This is a genomic window from Nostoc sp. UIC 10607, assembly GCF_047228265.1.
Lineage (GTDB): Bacteria > Cyanobacteriota > Cyanobacteriia > Cyanobacteriales > Nostocaceae > Nostoc > Nostoc foliaceum_A.
In genome coordinates, this window is sequence record NZ_JBIQNW010000008.1 from 181,810 (window position 1) to 198,336 (window position 16,527).

11 protein-coding genes are annotated in these 16,527 nt (G+C 42.5%); 3 read left to right on the forward strand and 8 right to left on the reverse strand.

Going from position 1 to position 16,527, the window contains the following annotated elements; all coding sequences use genetic code 11:
- Positions 1 to 54: 54 nt before the first annotated feature.
- The 3 genes from ACEYW6_RS10525 to fraC form a co-directional block, all read right to left on the reverse strand.
- Positions 55 to 834, reverse strand: a complete 780-nt coding sequence (locus ACEYW6_RS10525; RefSeq protein ID WP_412979671.1) for an ABC transporter permease — start codon at positions 832 to 834, stop codon at positions 55 to 57.
- Positions 835 to 900: 66 nt separating this feature from the next.
- Entirely contained in the window at positions 901 to 1,908 is a 1,008-nt protein-coding gene (gene fraD, locus ACEYW6_RS10530; protein WP_412979672.1) for a septal junction protein FraD, read from the reverse strand.
- Positions 1,909 to 1,968: 60 nt separating this feature from the next.
- Positions 1,969 to 2,508, reverse strand: a complete 540-nt coding sequence (fraC, locus tag ACEYW6_RS10535) for a filament integrity protein FraC (protein WP_412979673.1) — start codon at positions 2,506 to 2,508, stop codon at positions 1,969 to 1,971.
- Positions 2,509 to 2,860: 352 nt separating this feature from the next.
- Here fraC and ACEYW6_RS10540 point away from each other — a divergent pair, with 352 nt between their 5' ends.
- The gene (locus ACEYW6_RS10540; protein WP_069068662.1) at positions 2,861 to 3,997 is read left to right on the forward strand and encodes a cob(I)yrinic acid a,c-diamide adenosyltransferase; all 1,137 of its coding nucleotides are present in this window, start codon (positions 2,861 to 2,863) and stop codon (positions 3,995 to 3,997) included.
- 59 nt (positions 3,998 to 4,056) lie between these two features.
- Here the strand turns inward: ACEYW6_RS10540 and ACEYW6_RS10545 are convergent, their stop codons facing one another.
- From ACEYW6_RS10545 to ACEYW6_RS10560, 4 genes are all read right to left on the reverse strand, one after another.
- A complete protein-coding gene (locus ACEYW6_RS10545) occupies positions 4,057 to 5,025 on the reverse strand; it encodes a diguanylate cyclase domain-containing protein (RefSeq protein WP_412979674.1) in 969 nt (322 codons plus the stop codon).
- Positions 5,022 to 9,434 (reverse strand): PAS domain S-box protein, encoded by a 4,413-nt coding sequence (locus ACEYW6_RS10550; protein WP_412979675.1) that lies wholly within the window; start codon positions 9,432 to 9,434, stop codon positions 5,022 to 5,024. The genes ACEYW6_RS10545 and ACEYW6_RS10550 overlap by 4 nt, the downstream gene beginning before the upstream one ends.
- 801 nt (positions 9,435 to 10,235) lie before the next feature.
- Positions 10,236 to 10,475, reverse strand: a complete 240-nt coding sequence (locus tag ACEYW6_RS10555) for a hypothetical protein (RefSeq protein ID WP_190899245.1) — start codon at positions 10,473 to 10,475, stop codon at positions 10,236 to 10,238.
- A 470-nt stretch (positions 10,476 to 10,945) separates the two neighbouring features.
- Positions 10,946 to 11,296 (reverse strand): hypothetical protein, encoded by a 351-nt coding sequence (locus ACEYW6_RS10560; RefSeq protein WP_412979676.1) that lies wholly within the window; start codon positions 11,294 to 11,296, stop codon positions 10,946 to 10,948.
- Between the two features lie 566 nt (positions 11,297 to 11,862).
- Here ACEYW6_RS10560 and gatB point away from each other — a divergent pair.
- Together gatB and argJ are read left to right on the forward strand one after the other, a co-directional pair.
- Positions 11,863 to 13,338 carry an Asp-tRNA(Asn)/Glu-tRNA(Gln) amidotransferase subunit GatB gene (gene gatB / locus ACEYW6_RS10565; RefSeq protein WP_412979677.1) on the forward strand — a complete coding sequence of 492 codons (1,476 nt, stop codon included), beginning with the start codon at positions 11,863 to 11,865 and terminating at the stop codon, positions 13,336 to 13,338.
- A gap of 699 nt (positions 13,339 to 14,037) precedes the next feature.
- Positions 14,038 to 15,279: a bifunctional ornithine acetyltransferase/N-acetylglutamate synthase gene (argJ, locus tag ACEYW6_RS10570; protein WP_412979678.1), complete on the forward strand. Its 1,242-nt coding sequence runs from the start codon at positions 14,038 to 14,040 to the stop codon at positions 15,277 to 15,279.
- 291 nt (positions 15,280 to 15,570) lie between these two features.
- On the opposite strand, the gene purN is transcribed toward argJ, so the two are convergent.
- Positions 15,571 to 16,233 (reverse strand): phosphoribosylglycinamide formyltransferase, encoded by a 663-nt coding sequence (purN, locus tag ACEYW6_RS10575; RefSeq protein WP_412979679.1) that lies wholly within the window; start codon positions 16,231 to 16,233, stop codon positions 15,571 to 15,573.
- Positions 16,234 to 16,527: the final 294 nt, after the last annotated feature.

Below are 16,527 nucleotides of genomic sequence, written 5' to 3' on the forward strand. Positions count from 1 at the left end.
TTTTAGATTTTGAATTTTGATGAAGCAGCATGGTAGCTTCCCCATGTCTAATTACTAAAATTCGCGTTGTGAGAAGATAAAAATAGCGATCGCTAACAACATGGCACTATAAACTAAGCCATAGGCAGCATTTGTAATCAGTGCAGTTGTGTCAGGTAGTGCTTGCAGACCATAAACGGCATCATTTTTAAAATCTAATCGAGATAAATCTGGCAAGATGAGAAACAAACCTTGGGTTAAACGTTCCATACCAGGGTTACGGCTAAGACGGCCAAGTTGTACTAAATCTTGAGTAATATTTCCGATTAGATATACCGCAAAGGTTAAAACAGTCGCTAGCAGTGAACCAGTAAAAACACCGAAGGTAATAGCCATAGCGGTGATTAATGACAACTGTAATAATAAGAAAATTGCCGCAATTAAAATGCTCGTCGTTGGATGAGGGATATTACCAAATTGCAGAAATACCAGATAAATTGCTGTCATCGTGGCGATAAGTACAGCTAGTACTGCGGATAAACCCAAGTATTTGCCGATAATAATTTCGCTGCGGCTAACAGGTTTAGCAATTAACACCAAAATAGTGCGTTTTTCAATTTCTTTATTAACTAGTCCCGTACCAATAAATATCGTTACAATTAACCCGATGGCATTCATCGCCGCCATCCCAAAGTCTAAAAACATTTTGTCTTCAGCCGTTGCTGCAAATTCAGGAAGGACGCGGAAGGCAGTGGCGAGTATTAGCGCATAAAAACCAATAATATATAGGATGCGATCGCGTACCACTTCCTGAAACACATTCTTTGCCAATACAAAAATTCTGTTATTAGTCATTTGTCATTAGTCACTTGTACTGAGCGTAGTCGAAGTATTGGTAATTAGTTTTTTTACCCTGCTCCCTTACTGCTGCGGAGGCGGTGATCCTGCAATAAGTTTACTGGCGCGATCGCATTCTATTTCTGCAACTGTAATCTTATTGTCTGAATTGCTAGTTGCTGCAACTGGTTCAATCCGACAAGATTTTTTCAAGTAATAGCCCCGTGGGTTAGAACTCGGGCCTATCCAAATACTTAATAAATCTAATATGTATCCAGACTTAGTATTAGCTACACGCGGTTCAACGCGCCATAGTTCCTTTTCTTCATATTTCCCCAGGTTCTTTTGAATTACTCCCCTACCCAGAGTTCCTACCCGCTGTCTTGCATCTAGTAACCATTTTTCTACTTCCGACCAAGGTGTTGCGGCTATTTGTTCTACTACTATTGGTTGAAGTCTTTCTAGAATTACAACACCGTTTCGTGGAATTTTTACTCGTTCTTCTGTTCTGACAACAATAGTACTACTTTTAAAAGTATCTGCCTGCAAACTGGGATATTGTCGTAACCAATTATCCATCACAAAGTAAAACTGAATCCAGCAACTTAGCAGCATACTACTAGCAACTAAAACTATGATTCTTTGGCGATCTTGTGGTTTAGGGATTCGAGCCTTAGCGTCAGTATCACTTCCTTCAATAAATTCTGGTATTGCCGTAATTAGCGCTGAAATTGTCGGCCAAAAAATGATTGTTCTTGGCGTAATTACATCCTCTTGACTTCCAAATGCAAAAACACTCACTAAGAATCCAGTGATCACTGCCCCGACTGGCATAAAAGTACCAGGAACCCTCAGAGGATCTTCAGTTGTATACCAAGCTGTGCCGGCAATTAAAAATAACCAACCAAAAAAAGCGATTATATCTTTGATATAACCTGTAGCAAAATATGAAGTTACCCAAGAAAAAACACTCAGATAAATAAATGTTTGCCAAGAATAAGCTTTGGGTGGAACTAATACCTTTCTAATTCCCGCGTAAAGCCCTTCCGCAAATTTAAAAACTCCAAATACATCTTTCAGTAGCGTATTCATTGTATTCCCTCCCGATAATTAATTAATCACTAGTCTTCCTTTGAATTAAGTAAGATTTTGTTACTTTGAGCGAAACAATAAAATAATGGTTATAGCACTATAACTCAGAGAATTCGCTATTAATGTAGTAATTACTAAATTACTACTTTGTAATTTAGCACTGCTAAAAGTACGCCATCGCCGCCGTTGAGATGTTTGAGGCTCCTCTTCTTTTTTAGCAACTGGTTCACTCAATGATAGTAGTAACACCCTTAAAATGAAAAATTTCATTATAAAAGTAGCAAAAAAAATTATAGAAGCGATTAAAATTATTAAAGTTTGTGTATTCGCTGATTTAAAATTATTAAAAAACATATAGTTAATCAATTCTGATTTCACCTGTATCGGCAACATTGGTTCTGTTACAAAAAATATGATCCAACCAATTACACTAGAAAATAGATTGATAGAAATCGCATAAAAAGTGCTAGTTTTTTTGTCAAATTTTAGTCGTTTGTGCAAAACATATGCTTCGATGGGGATGGCAATCAGTACAAATAAAAAGTCAAACAGAATTCCACCAATAGGAAAAATCCTGGGAAGCATCCAATTTTCAGGCATAAATGGTCAAGGGTAAGGGTTAACTGTAGAGAGTATAACTGGGATAATGAGGGTGATGGGGGAAATTATAAAAAGGCATCGGGAAAACCCAATATTCTAAAGATGGGATGATAGACACCCCGATGCCGTTGACGGTTAACAGTTAACAGTCAACAGTCAATGTGAAATCCCCTTTTAGGCGTGGGAGTAGCTCAACTGATTGTTTTTGTCCTTTGCTATGCTAGTGTGCCAGTATTACCTTATTGATATTATTAATACATCATACGGACGCACTAGTGGGGCAGTTTCTCTACCTAAGAGTACAAGACGTTAGGTAAGATTAAAGACTGCCATAGTTATAGCTTTTCGAGAAATGACAAGGAACGGTATTGGTATTCGCACGGCGCAAGTGCGTCAGGAACGGCTCATTGGTCAAATTCACGTCTACGATGGTCTGGGTAAAGGTAAATCTCAAGCGGCTTTGGGAGTGGTTTTGCGCTCTATTGGCTTGGGGATAAATACGCCTAGCAATTCTAACCGGGTTTTACTGCTGCGGTTTTTAAAAGGGCCGGAACGTGATTATGACGAAGATGGCGCGATCGCAGCTTTACAGCGTGGATTTCCCCATTTAATTGACCAAGTTCGCACCGGGAGAGCCGAATTTTTTGGCCCAGAAGAAATTACCACTTTTGACCGAGATGAAGCGATGCGGGGTTGGGATGTAGCCAAAGGTGCGATCGCTAGTGGTTTATATTCAGTTGTCGTTTTGGATGAAATTAACCCCGTTCTGGATTTAGGTTTGCTACCAGTGGATGAAGTGGTAAAAACATTAAAATCCAAACCCCAAGAGTTGGAAATCATCGCCACCGGACGCGCCGCACCGCAAAAGTTGCTTGATATTGCAGATTTACACTCAGAAATGAAACCTCATCATCACCCAACAGCCAAAGCCCTCTTCCTTGAAGGGATTGAAATTTATACTGGTGCTGGTAAAGGTAAGTCTACTAGTGCTTTGGGCAAAGCCTTACAGGCAATTGGTAGGGGAATCAATCATCCAGGGTCTACCCGTGTGTTGATTATGCAGTGGCTTAAAGGTGGTAGTGGCTACACAGAAGATGCTGCGATCGCTGCCTTGCAGCAGTCATATCCAGAAGTGGTGGATCATCAGCGCTGCGGTGGAGATGCGATCGTCTGGCGAAATTCTCGGCAAGAATTAGATTATGTAGAAGCCGAACGGGGTTGGGAAATTGCGAAAGTTGCGATCGCCTCTGGTCTGTATAAAACAATTATTCTCGATGAACTAAATCCCACCGTTGACTTAGAATTACTCCCCGTTGAACCCATTGTTCAAGCTTTACTCCGCAAACCCCGCGACACCGAAATCATTATTACTGGTCGCTGCCAAAATCCACCCGCGTACTTTGACTTGGCTAGCGTCCACTCAGAGGTTTATTGCCACAAACACTATGCAAATCAAGGTGTAGAACTTAAACGAGGGGTAGATTTTTAAAATAGTCATTAGTCATTAGCTATGGACTTTTGATACTAATGATTGTCACAGATGAAGCCCTAGCGGGAATTTTTACTTTTGGGTAGTAGAATATTTTGCACAAAGCGATCGCGTCCTGCTGCCTTTGCTTGATACAACGCCCGATCTGCGGCGGCAATCATTTCTTCTATGTCAGAATCTGGCTGAGGAATTTCTGTCGTAAAGCCGGCACTCAGGGTTACATAAAGACTAACTTGGGAATTTTTATGAGGAATTGCTAATGTGCGGACAGCATGGCAAATTTTATCGGCAACATGAGTTGCCCCTTCGGTGTCTGTGTTAGGTAAAATCACAGCAAATTCTTCCCCACCATAACGGGCAATTAAGTCTCCGGGACGTTTAATAATATCTTTGATGGCTTTAGCAATTTCTTGCAGACAGCGATCGCCTACCCGATGACCATAGGTATCGTTATATAATTTGAAGAAATCAACATCGCAAAGGATCAGAGAAAGAGACTGTTGATCCCGTTTCATCCGCTGCCATTCTTGGTGAAAATACTCTTCAAACCGTCGGCGGTTAGCTACTTGAGTTAATCCATCGATAGTAACTAATCGCTGCAATTCCAGATTAACGGCTTCCAGTTTTTGCTGTAACTGAGATTGCTCAATCAAGCGTTTTACCCGTTGTCGCAAAACTGCCCAGTGGATCGGTTTGGTAACATAATCCATTGCCCCCACTTCAAATGCACGGTCAACTGATTCTTGATCTTCAAGTCCTGTAACCATTAAAACTGGAGTGTACTTGCTACAATCAAGACGTTGTAACTGAGTGCAACACTCAAACCCATCCATATCTGGCATTAGGGCATCAAGAAGTACTATATCAGGGTGTAGTTTGTTAAAAGCAGTTACAGCCTCTATGCCATTTTGAGCTTCCGCTATTTGATAGCCTTCCCGCTCCAAGAAATGCCGCAGTATCATGCGGATAAAGGGTTCATCATCAACAATTAGAACTAAAGATTGACTTCCTTGAGCAGTGGCATTCATGTTGCTTCCTTCGCAAGTTCTATTTCTAAGGCAGTTTTAACTTGTTCATATTCCTGATATAGTTTTGACAGTAATTCTACGCTGTTTTCTAATTTACTGCTGCGTCCTTGTGCTTCTAACACTTTGCAAAGCTGCGCCAAGGCGATCGCTCCAACAGAAGCACTGCTTGACTTGAGTCGGTGGGCTGTGTTCCATACAGTCTTGGTATCCTGAGTTGCGATCGCTGTGCTGATATCTTCCAGCAATCTCAGTGTTTCTGTAAGATAACACTCAATCAGTTCAGCGAATGCCACATGATCGTCTCTGACCATATCCCGCAAGGATTGGAGAATTTTGGGATCAATATTGGCGCTTTTTAATGTCTGGTTTTGCCCTAACTGGAGGATATTTGGCGAAGGTTGCAATTCTAAGCACATCACTCTACCTTGTTTTCCTATGGAAGTGAATTTAGAATTTCTTTGGAGTGGACATTTGCTGAGGGCTTGAGCTAACTCATGAAGATGAATCGGTTTACTAATGTAGTCATCCATACCAGCAGCAAGACAGATTTCGCGATCGCCTTGCATTGCATTGGCAGTTATCGCAATGATATGGGGACGGGAACCCACTTCCCATTCTTGACAGATTCTCCGAGTTGCTTCTAACCCATCCATTTCGGGCATATGGATATCCATCAACACTAGGTCATAGGGCTGTTTTTGCAAAGCCTTGAGCACTTCTACCCCATTGGTTACGACATCCGCCCCATAACCCATTTTCTGTAGCATCAGTAGGGCAACTTTCTGATTTACAACCGTGTCTTCTGCCAGGAGAATTTGCAGTGGTAGTCGATGGGCCAAATGCCGATCAACCAAGGAAAAATGAGAAATATTGGCTTGGGTTGGCTGATTTCCCAAAACACGGGTAATAACATCATAGAGTTGAGACTGTTTAATGGGTTTACTCAAAGAGGCAGCAAACTGGACATCATTAAAGTCAGAGGAAGTTTCTAGTCTACCCAAAGGGGTCAGAATCACCAGAGGTAGGTTTTGACAACCAGATTGCTTGTGGATTTGACGAGCTAGGGTTATGCCATCCATTTCCGGCATCTGCATATCTAAAATGGCAATATCAAACTGCATTCCCTTAGCTAGTTGAGCTAAAGCTTCTTTACCAGATTTGGCGGCATAAGTGTCCATTTTCCAAGACTCTGCTTGCAAGCGGATAATTTTGCGGTTAATTAGATGATCATCCACAATCAACAGGCGTTTTTTGGCAAGCTGCACTGGCGAATTACTAAATTCAGCTTGTTCTGACTGAGCAGCCACTTTGGTAGTAATGGTGAAGTAGAATGTCGAACCTTGGGAAAATTTTCCACTTTTCCATCTAGGGCTAGGATTGCCACCGACAAACCCTTGGCTTTCCACCCAAAGAGTGCCGCCCATCAACTTACTGAGTCGCTTGCTGATGGCCAGCCCCAATCCTGTGCCGCCATATCGCCGAGTCATGGAGACATCAGCCTGAGTGAAGGGTTGAAATAACCGCTCTATTTTCTCTGGTTCGATGCCAATACCTGTATCTTTGATGGCAAATTGAATTTCGTAGAGAAATTGTGGCTCCTTAATAGGTATCGAGGACTGGAAAGAATTTTCTTTATCCAAATCAAGAGAACAGGCACATGCTGCGCGATCTGGCTCCTGCCGCGACCAGAGTGAGTTGAGGTTTAAATCCCCCACTTCTTCATTCTCCCAATCCCAAGGAGCCTCTTCAAGTGTTGGGGAGACTTCCGCCGTAAGATGCCCGAAGGGCTGTAGGACGATGGCATCTTCCCAAGTAGAGTAACTCGCTGGTAAGGTTGAATCCCCATCTGAGTGGAACCTCATGCCTCCTGCCGACGCTCCAGGATGAGCTACTGCTGCGCTATCTATCCTGCCTTTTTCAAGAGTCCCTAGTTCAACAGAAAGTACCACTTCTCCATTTTCAGTAAACTTAATCGCATTGTTGAGGAGATTCATCAAAACTTGGCGTAGACGAGTCATATCGCCGATGATCTGAGTGGGAACTTGCGGCTGGATCAGGTAAGCTAATTCAATATCCTTTTGAGCAGCTTTAGGGGCTAATAGAGAAATAGCCTGTTCCACACAAGCCCTCAAATCAAAAGGCTGTTCTTCTAATTCCAGTTTGCCCGACTCAATTTTGGAGAAATCTAGAATGTCGTTGATGATGGTGAGCAAAGCATCTCCGCTACTGCGAACTGTTTCCACAAAGTCTTGCTGTTGAGGGGTAAGGTCAGTATCCAGCAGGAGATCAGTCATGCCAATAACAGCATTCATTGGGGTACGGATTTCGTGACTCATCATCGCTAAAAACTCACTTTTTGCCCGATTTGCGGCTTCTGCCTGACGTTTTGCCCGTTCCAGGGCAAAGTTTTTCAAGGTAAGTTCTTCTCGTTGGCGGGTTTCTTGTTCCAGTAAGTGAGCCTGCGCTAGAGCAATACCCAGTTGAGCCGCTACTGCTTCTAGTAATTCGATTTCGTCTTGTGTCCACTGGCGAAAATAGCTGCACTGATGTAAGCCGATCGCACCGTTGGGTTCTCCTTGATAGGAGGTGCGGATTGACAGCATAGATTTCAGCCCAATTTGTCGGCAGATAGGTTCAGCCGCCTGGAGTAAAGGATCAACGTACACATCACAAGAAGCGATCGCTATTTCTTGCGCCATCATCTGCTCGGCATGAGGATTGTTGGTCATGGGAACTTCCAATTTCAACATGGAGCAGTAAACAGGGAGTGTATTATACTCTGCTACTAAGGGAATTCGGGGTGTGGGGTCGCTAATGTAAGAATGAATCAGACAGCGTTCAGCTCCAAATGCTTTTCCAATTTGGGTAGCAGCCGTCTCAAATATTTTTCTGCTATCAAGACTTTGACGAATTTCCTGAGTAATTTGTTCAAGTAGTAGGGTTCGATGCAATTGCCGTTGTAGCGCTTCTTTGGCTCGTTTATTTTCGGTAATGTCGTGATTGATGCCAACAATGGCAACAGTTTTCCCCTGTTCATCCTGTAAACAGACGACAGTTGTTTCGCAAATTCCCTCACTGCCGTCTTTACGAATAAAGTTTATTTCCCCTGACCAGCGTCCTTCCTGGTTGATTACTTCAAAAATTTTGGCGCTTAATGTGGCGGCTGCTTCCGGTTTATACAAAATAGTGGGAGTCTTAGCTAAAATCTCTGCTTTGCTATAGCCAAACATGTTTTCGGCAGCAGGATTCCAGTCAATAATATTTCCGTTTAAATCTGTGATAATTACGCCATCATGCATGTTTTCAAAGGTGAGGGCTTGACGACGCAGACTGGCTTCGGCAAGTTTGCGTAAGCAAAGCTCGTTGTAGACATCGCTAATATCTGTCTGAATTCCAATAAAGTGGCTTAACTTGCCATTTTCGTCATGGATAGGAGAAATACTCAATTCATTCCAGAACAAGGTACCATCTTTGCGATAGTTGCGGAGAACAACTTTGCAACTTGTTCCAGCTTGAATAGATGAACGCAGGTCATTGAGCGCTGGTTGCTGGGTATCTGTGCGTTGCAAAAATCGACAGTTTTGCCCAATCACATCAGTAGCACTGTAGCCTGTTATTTTCTCAAAGGCGCGGTTGACGTATATAACCGGATTGTAAGCGAGTCTAGCATCGGCAATAATAACTCCATTACTGCTAGCAGCCAGTGCCCTCTCCCTCAGTCTCAAGGTTTCTTCAACCAGCTTCAAATCAGTAATGTCAAACATAAACCCTCTCAGCATAGTAGGGGTTCCTGCTTGCTTAACTACGCTAATAACGTCTCGCAGCCAAACAACCCGCCCATCGGCTGCGAACATCCGGTATTCCAATTCGTGATCCTCGCACCTAGCAGTTGCTTCTTGGCAAAAACGAACAGACTTTTCCAAGTCATGTGGATGTAGATGATTGACCCAAAAGTTTTCTTCGTACCACTCTGCGATCGGATAATTTAGCAAGTCTACCGCTTGTGGCCCAACGTAAATAAATTGCCAAGTCTTCAAGTCTAATTCCCAAGGAATGACTTTGACAGTTTCCAGCAACTGTCGCCAACGATTTTCGCTGGTGCGGAGGGCAATTTCTACCTGTTTCTGTTCAAAAATCCTGTAAGTTAACTCCTGATTTCTTGCAGTTATCTCTTGGTTACTTGCTTTGATCTCCAAGGCAAAATAGTTTGATAATGTCAGTGTGACAATAACCAATGACCCTGCAATCAATACTACTTGTGTTAATAACCCCGGAGTTTGAATTAAAAGTCTCTGCCAGAGTAGGACTACAGAGATTGTGAAGAAAATCCCCAGCAACAGCGCTAGTAATTTTCGTTTGCGGAAAAATGTCACAGCGTTGAACCAGTCATATCGGTGCTGTTTGATCACTGATTAACCCTCAAGCACTTTCAGGGCTTATTGCACTAACTTTTACTTTTAAGTAATCTAAAATAGCAATAGCAAGGGGGCAATTACGGAATTTATTTATAAGTAAAATATATTCATATATAGCGGTTCCTGCATAGGTACTGTGGTGGGAGTTTGCCTACCTTTTACAAGAAGCAAAATCCCCTTGTTAAGCCCCAAGTCTTGTTCATTGAGATTGGTAGATGGATTTCTGCCTTGCTGTACTAGGCTTGTCTACGAGACGCGATCGCGATCGCTAATGTGTAGCTAACGCAAACAAACTTAAAGTTACTGGCTCACCAACATAGACGCGTAAAGGCTTACTGTTTGGTGAATTGGCAAGTGTGGCTCGGAAACTCAGATTTGAAAAGGTACAATACAAAGGTCAATATGCTCGTTGGCAACATCCAGAATTTTTAAGTGAAGCGTGAATTGCAATCTGGAGTGTAAGCAATGTCTAAGGGCGGGCTATTTGGTATCGGATTTTTAATTTTTTGATCGCAAGTGCATAGATACTTAGAGGCGAGCTTCCTGTACCCCTACTTTAAGCAAGCTACGTCCATGAGCAAAAGAAAAGGGATTAAGAAGGGTTAAAGGGATTGAATTTTCTTTTTCCCCTTAACCCTTCCCTTTTCACATCAAGAGTGCAAAATGTCATGAACAGAGTGAGCATAAAGCGCCCGCCATGCAAGCACAATTCCAAACGAAAATCTCTTTCCCTGTTCCCTATCACTGTAAGCTGTTCCCTATTTTCAAGATAGGTCTATTGCCTATACTTGTACTTTAAATCACAGCTTCTTCTTGGCGTTGACAATCAAAAACAACCATGTAGGAAGCATTTGGTATTTCCTGGGGGAGGTGCCGCATATAGCCATCGGCATCAGAACGACTGCGGAAGCGAGCAACAATCTCCCGTTGCGTATTAGGAAGTAAACGAGCGATCGCCCAAGAATTGAGGCGTTCTTTATAGGCAATAGCTTGATTGTCTGATTTGGAAGCTTTGTAATCCGTATTATCTGGCATAATTATGTTATCCGTATGAAGTTTAATGAAAGGCGTTAATTAGTTTCTAAGTAGGAATGCACCAACACTTTTTTTAATGCTGCTGCCACCTTGTTATTCGATTATTTAAAAATTGTCAACACTTAGCGCTCTATTTTAGACCCCCTAAGTTGTAATTTTCAGGTACCTATGAATCTCAAAGCCTTAATTTGCAATTGTTTCCAGGACACAATAATGCTCAAGCAGAAAGTTTGGCAAATATTGGGTTTGCATGATTTGTATGCATACACATAAGTAAAATCTGTATCAGTGCTAAAAGAAATGCCAATGTATTAAAATCTCAGTTGAGAATGAATAATAACCTGCGTAGAATTAATGGGCGCAGACACACTCTTAATTTTTCTATAGTGCAAGCAGTAAAGATATATTGCGGGCATTGCGGAGCAACTCGTGCTCCGCTCCTGAATTCTTTTTCAATTCTACCTATCTCTTCACCATTCCTTATCTAGTAGGGATTCAAATTCAGCTTGTAAGGCGCTTATATCCGCCAATCTTGCAACTAGTAAATTATCCTTACCAGCATCAGTTAAACGGACTTTCCAATAACGAATACTGTCTGAGTTGTTCAACCAAAACTGAATCACGGTATCTACCACTTGATCTAGATTCCAACCCCACTTTGCTGGAACTGATTCCACCGATTCTAGAAACGTATCTAGTCTACATGTATGCATTCCCAAGTATTCCACGCCTTGGTGGGGCGGTTTTTGCCCATTTTGCTGTTGGTGATTAAAAAACTGCAAAAGTGGAGATACTCCTACAATATCAAAAGTGTATTTCATCCTAGTACTCCTAGTTTTAAATTTCTTGCAGGAAAGCTTTATTTTTGTTCTAACATAATGTCTAAAAAGTAGCGAAAGCATCTAGAAAAAGTCTAGTTCTGGTCTATATCATAGGCATTAATTTTCAGTCATAAATTAGCACTAACAAGTCTTGAGTGCTAATATTTTTGAATTGTTTAATTTATTATTAAAGTTAATTATGTCAACTTCTACGCTCGGAAGATAAATTGCTAATTTGAGGTCATCAGTTAGTACAAGATACTTCCCTTTAGATAAAGTCATGATTCCACTGTCAGTCTGAATTTGACACTCAACCCCGTTAGGATTCCAGTACCAAGCATCCGAGTGAATGACTTCTAAGCCTAAAATGGTTCCCAGTTCGCGGGCTAGGGTAGATTTACCAGCACCCCAAAACCAATAATCTAGATTTTCTTCACCTTAGGTTTGCATCTCCCTTTTCAAGCTCATGAAGGTAAGCATTACTCACCCAAATAACCGTCTTCAGGGCAACTCAATACACCGCTACAATAGTACCCTAAGAAGGATTATGCCCAAATATTGATATTATGACCACTGCTACAACCGTAAAAACTGAGTATGAAGCGATTATTGGTCTAGAAACCCATTGTCAGCTGAGTACCAATACCAAGATTTTCTCTAATAGCTCTACGGCATTTGGTGCTGACCCCAATACTAACATTGACCCAGTTTGTATGGGTTTACCTGGGGTCTTACCTGTACTCAATCAAAAAGTATTAGAATACGCCGTCAAGGCTGGTTTGGCACTAAATTGTCAAATCGCTAGGTATAGCAAATTTGACCGTAAACAGTATTTTTATCCAGATTTACCCAAAAATTACCAAATTTCTCAATATGATCTACCGATCGCAGAACATGGTTGGTTAGAAATTGAGTTGGTAGATGCTGAGGGGAATCCGACTCGTAAGCGGATTGGTATTACGCGTCTGCACATGGAGGAAGATGCTGGAAAATTGGTACACGCCGGCAGCGATCGCCTTTCTGGTTCTTCCTATTCTTTGGTAGATTACAATCGCGCAGGTATACCGTTAGTGGAAATTGTCTCGGAACCTGATTTGCGTTCTGGATTAGAAGCTGCTGAATATGCTGAAGAATTACGCCGAATTGTCCGGTATCTCGGCGTGAGTGATGGCAATATGCAAGAAGGATCTCTGCGCTGCGATGTCAACATTTCCGTGCGTCCTGTGGGACGAGAGGAATTTGGCACCAAGGTAGAAATTAAAAACATGAACTCCTTCAGCGCCATCCAACGGGCGATTGACTACGAAATTGAGCGCCAAATTGCCGCCATCGAAGCAGGCGATCGTATTATCCAAGAAACTCGTCTATGGGAAGAAGGTGCTCAACGTACAAGTAGTATGCGAGTGAAAGAAGGTTCTAGCGATTACCGCTACTTCCCCGAACCAGATTTAGCACCAATTGAGGTAACAGATGCCGAATTAGAGCAATGGCGCAGTGAACTACCAGAATTACCAGCCCAAAAACGCCATCATTATGAAAGTGAGTTGGGGCTTTCGGCTTACGATGCGCGAGTGTTGACAGAAGATCGTTCAATAGCGGAATATTTTGAAACTGCGATCGCAGCTGGAGCAAATCCGAAAGCTGCTGCAAACTGGATTACTCAAGATATCGCAGCCCACCTCAATAAGCAAAAACTCAGTATTAGTGAAATCGGCTTGACTCCCACCAATTTAGCTGAGATCATCACTCGGATTGAAACTGGCAAAATTAGCAATGCTCAAGCTAAAGAAAAGTTACCAGATTTGCTCAGTGGTATTTCTCCTGAAAAAGCCTTTGCCGGTCAAGAGTTAATCACCGATCCTAGTGTACTGGAACCCATAGTTGATGAAGTCATAGCCGCCAATCCCAAAGAACTAGAAAAGTATCGCAACGGTAATACCAACCTCAAGGGCTTCTTTGTCGGACAAGTTCTGAAAAAGACAGGTAAACGTGCTGATCCTAAGCTGACTAACGAATTGGTGGAGAAAAAACTAAATGCCTAGTATAGCTTTCCGTCATTCGTGATTACTGTTCGGTAAGGGTTTTAGACATTTCAAATGGATGGCTTATTTACACAACGTTGTACTAGTAGTCTGTGAAGTCAACTTTGTTAGGTGAGGGGCAGAGGGGCATCTTCTCCCCTGCCCAATTCCCAACTAAGTATTTTCCCGGTTATTCTTCACAAAATCTTCATATAAAAACTGGTGACAACCCGCATACCTAAAATGCTATGCTGTGCTAAGTAGATGCACCCTGATGATCTGGAGAGCTGCCTAAGTGGCTCTCTTTTTTATTTGATTTCTGTGGTATTTACGAGGGAGCTTCATCAGATTTTTAGAAATAATCTTAATCAATAAGTATTAACCCTTACATCATAAATGATATGGTGTGAGAAAAAGATGCACCGTAATGATCTGGAGAGCGACCCAAGTGGCTTTCCTTTTTCGCTTTTATGTTTCTTCATAAGAAAGGTAAAAACAATTATGCTAATCGCCAACTGGTGCATTATTATTGCCATCAGCAAATAAACTCACAATAAAAGAAACTAGGGACTGGGCAGTGGAATCAAGGGGAGAATAATAGCTCCTAACTCTTAATTCCCAACTCCTAACTCAACACGGGCTAAACACCCCGCTAGCGCTAACAGAACTTTTTCAAAGCACAAATTGACCTATCCAACCTGATAGTTGTAAGGAAGAATAATGGCAGATTGGCAAAAAATCACAGGTGGCATCACAGCACCAAGGGGGTATCAGGCGGCGGGAATTACCGCAGGTTTGAAACCTTCAGGGTTGCCAGATTTAGCTTTGATATTTTCAGAGGTGGAAGCGATCGCAGCAGGTGTATTTACCACCAGTCAAGTAAAAGCTGCTTGCGTAGAATATTGTCGCCAACGCTTGCAAGCTAAACAAAGTGCTCGTGCCATCCTCTGTAACGCTGGACAAGCAAACGCTGCTACAGGGACTCAAGGCTATCTTGATACTTTAGAATCTGCTATGGCAATAGGCCAAGCACTAAACATCCCATCTGAATCTGTATTACTGGCTTCCACTGGTGTGATTGGCCAAAGAATGAAGATGGATGCTTTGCGAAGTGGAATTCCCAAAGTAGTAGCAGCACTATCAGAAACAGGCTCAGATGCAGCCGCTGGGGCAATTATCACTACAGACTTGGTAACAAAATCCATTGCCTTAGAGACAACTATAAGCGAACGCCCGGTACGAATTGGCGGCATTGCCAAAGGTTCCGGCATGATTCACCCCAACATGGCAACCATGCTGGCATTTGTTACTTGTGATGCCGTGGTTTCGCCTCACCTTTGGCAGCAGATGTTAGCAAGGGCAGCAGATAGAAGCTTTAATTCCATTACCGTGGATGGTGATACTAGCACCAACGACAGCTTAATCGCCTTGGCAAACGGTCAATCTCGTACCCCAGCAATTACAGGATGGGGTGCAGAAGCAGAGAAATTAGAGGCCATGTTAACAGCAGTTTGTCAGCATTTAGCCAAAGCGATCGCTCGTGATGGTGAAGGCGCAACCTGTCTAATTGAAGTGGAAGTAACAGGGGCCCATGATGAAATCTCAGCCCGACAAATAGCCAAAACTATCGCTGGTTCATCTTTAGTTAAATCTGCAATCTTTGGGCGAGATCCAAATTGGGGACGCATCGCCGCCGCCGCCGGACGTGCAGGTGTGCCTTTTGAGCAAGAAAACCTGCAAATTAAGCTAGGGAATTTCTTAATGTTGGAAAACGGCCAACCTCTGCAATTTGACCGTGCAGCAGCGAGTGCTTATTTGAAAAAAGCAGCGACGGGTGCTTATCTCCAAGAAGATACAGTATTAATCTCTGTTAACATTGGCAATGGTCATGGTTCAGGTAAAGCTTGGGGTTGTGATTTGAGTTATGACTACGTGAGGATTAACGCTGAATACACTACGTAAACTAATCACAACTATTTGCTAGGTTGAAACATTAAAATCTCGTTTACAGATATATAGCGGTTCTCATTCAGATCCGGTACAACATTAGATCACGATCTGTAGGGGCACGGCAGTGCCCATTGGTGTCAACTTAAGCTAAAAGCTTTTTCAAATCTCGTTTCCAGCCTCTGGGCTGGAAATGCTGCTCTTGGCGGCTCTGCCGCCAGCAAGAGAGGCAGCAGCCCCAAGGACGGCATTCCCAGTCGGAGACTGGGAACGAGACAATCCTAAAAGCTGGTTATAGACTGGTTTTTACGTTAGGCTGAGTGTGGTTTTTGACGAAGAACCTGCAAGAGCGATCGCTAATGGTAAAATTCGATGTTCCTGAATTTGAATCCTGGCGTGGAGTGTTTCTGCTGTATCATCCGGCAAAACTGGTACTGCGGCTTGCATCAAGATTGGGCCACTGTCCATTTCTAAACGAGCTATATGCGCTGTACAACCAGTGATTTTTACCCCAGATGCCAAGGCTTGTTCTACAGCATGGATTCCTTTGAAACTAGGTAACAAACTAGGATGGATATTAATAATTTTGTCAGGAAAGGCATCCATGAAAACTGACGTTAATAATCGCATCCAACCAGCCAAAATCACCCATTCCACATCGTAGCGCCGTAATGTCTGCACAATTTGATCATCAAATTCTTCTCGGCTTTGATAGTTGCGGTGATTTAATAAAACAGCTTCTACACCTCTATTAGCTGCTCTTACAGCTGCTTTCGCCGAGGGGTTATTGTAAATTAAAACTTGAATTTGGGCATTTAGCTGTCCATCTTGGATAGCTTGAGCAACTACATCAAAATTGCTGCCATTCCCAGAAGCCATAATTCCCAGTTTTAAAGGGGCGACTTGTTGGCAAACATCGCTAATGCTAGGAGAAACCAAGCTAAGGGTAGAATCAGGGCGGAGGGTCATAACAGCTAAGAGGGAAAATTATAGATGCCAAAAAAATATACTAAATCGTGGTTGGATAATGATACAGTAGCAGCCTAGATTTTTATGACATAAATAGGTAGAATTTGATCCTTTGAATTAGCGATGTCTAGGACGGGCTACGCCTACGCTTGATGAAGTTAGAGAGACGCGATAAATCGCCGTCTTTACAGGGAATTTATCCGTAAATTAGTTCTTGACAGACTACTATTCCGGTTAATAGAGATGATATTCTAAAGCTTGGTATAAGGGAAACAACACAGAAATTAAAGCCGC

Bases quoted from the DNA above. Each gene is read 5' to 3' on its own strand.
- ACEYW6_RS10525 (WP_412979671.1), bottom strand. From the start codon at position 834: ATGACTAATAACAGAATTTTTGTATTGGCAAAGAATGTGTTTCAGGAA.
- fraD (WP_412979672.1), bottom strand. From the start codon at position 1,908: ATGAATACGCTACTGAAAGATGTATTTGGAGTTTTTAAATTTGCGGAA.
- fraC (WP_412979673.1), bottom strand. From the start codon at position 2,508: ATGCCTGAAAATTGGATGCTTCCCAGGATTTTTCCTATTGGTGGAATT.
- ACEYW6_RS10540 (WP_069068662.1), top strand. From the start codon at position 2,861: ATGACAAGGAACGGTATTGGTATTCGCACGGCGCAAGTGCGTCAGGAA.
- ACEYW6_RS10545 (WP_412979674.1), bottom strand. From the start codon at position 5,025: ATGAATGCCACTGCTCAAGGAAGTCAATCTTTAGTTCTAATTGTTGAT.
- ACEYW6_RS10555 (WP_190899245.1), bottom strand. From the start codon at position 10,475: ATGCCAGATAATACGGATTACAAAGCTTCCAAATCAGACAATCAAGCT.
- ACEYW6_RS10560 (WP_412979676.1), bottom strand. From the start codon at position 11,296: ATGAAATACACTTTTGATATTGTAGGAGTATCTCCACTTTTGCAGTTT.
- gatB (WP_412979677.1), top strand. From the start codon at position 11,863: ATGACCACTGCTACAACCGTAAAAACTGAGTATGAAGCGATTATTGGT.
- argJ (WP_412979678.1), top strand. From the start codon at position 14,038: ATGGCAGATTGGCAAAAAATCACAGGTGGCATCACAGCACCAAGGGGG.
- purN (WP_412979679.1), bottom strand. From the start codon at position 16,233: ATGACCCTCCGCCCTGATTCTACCCTTAGCTTGGTTTCTCCTAGCATT.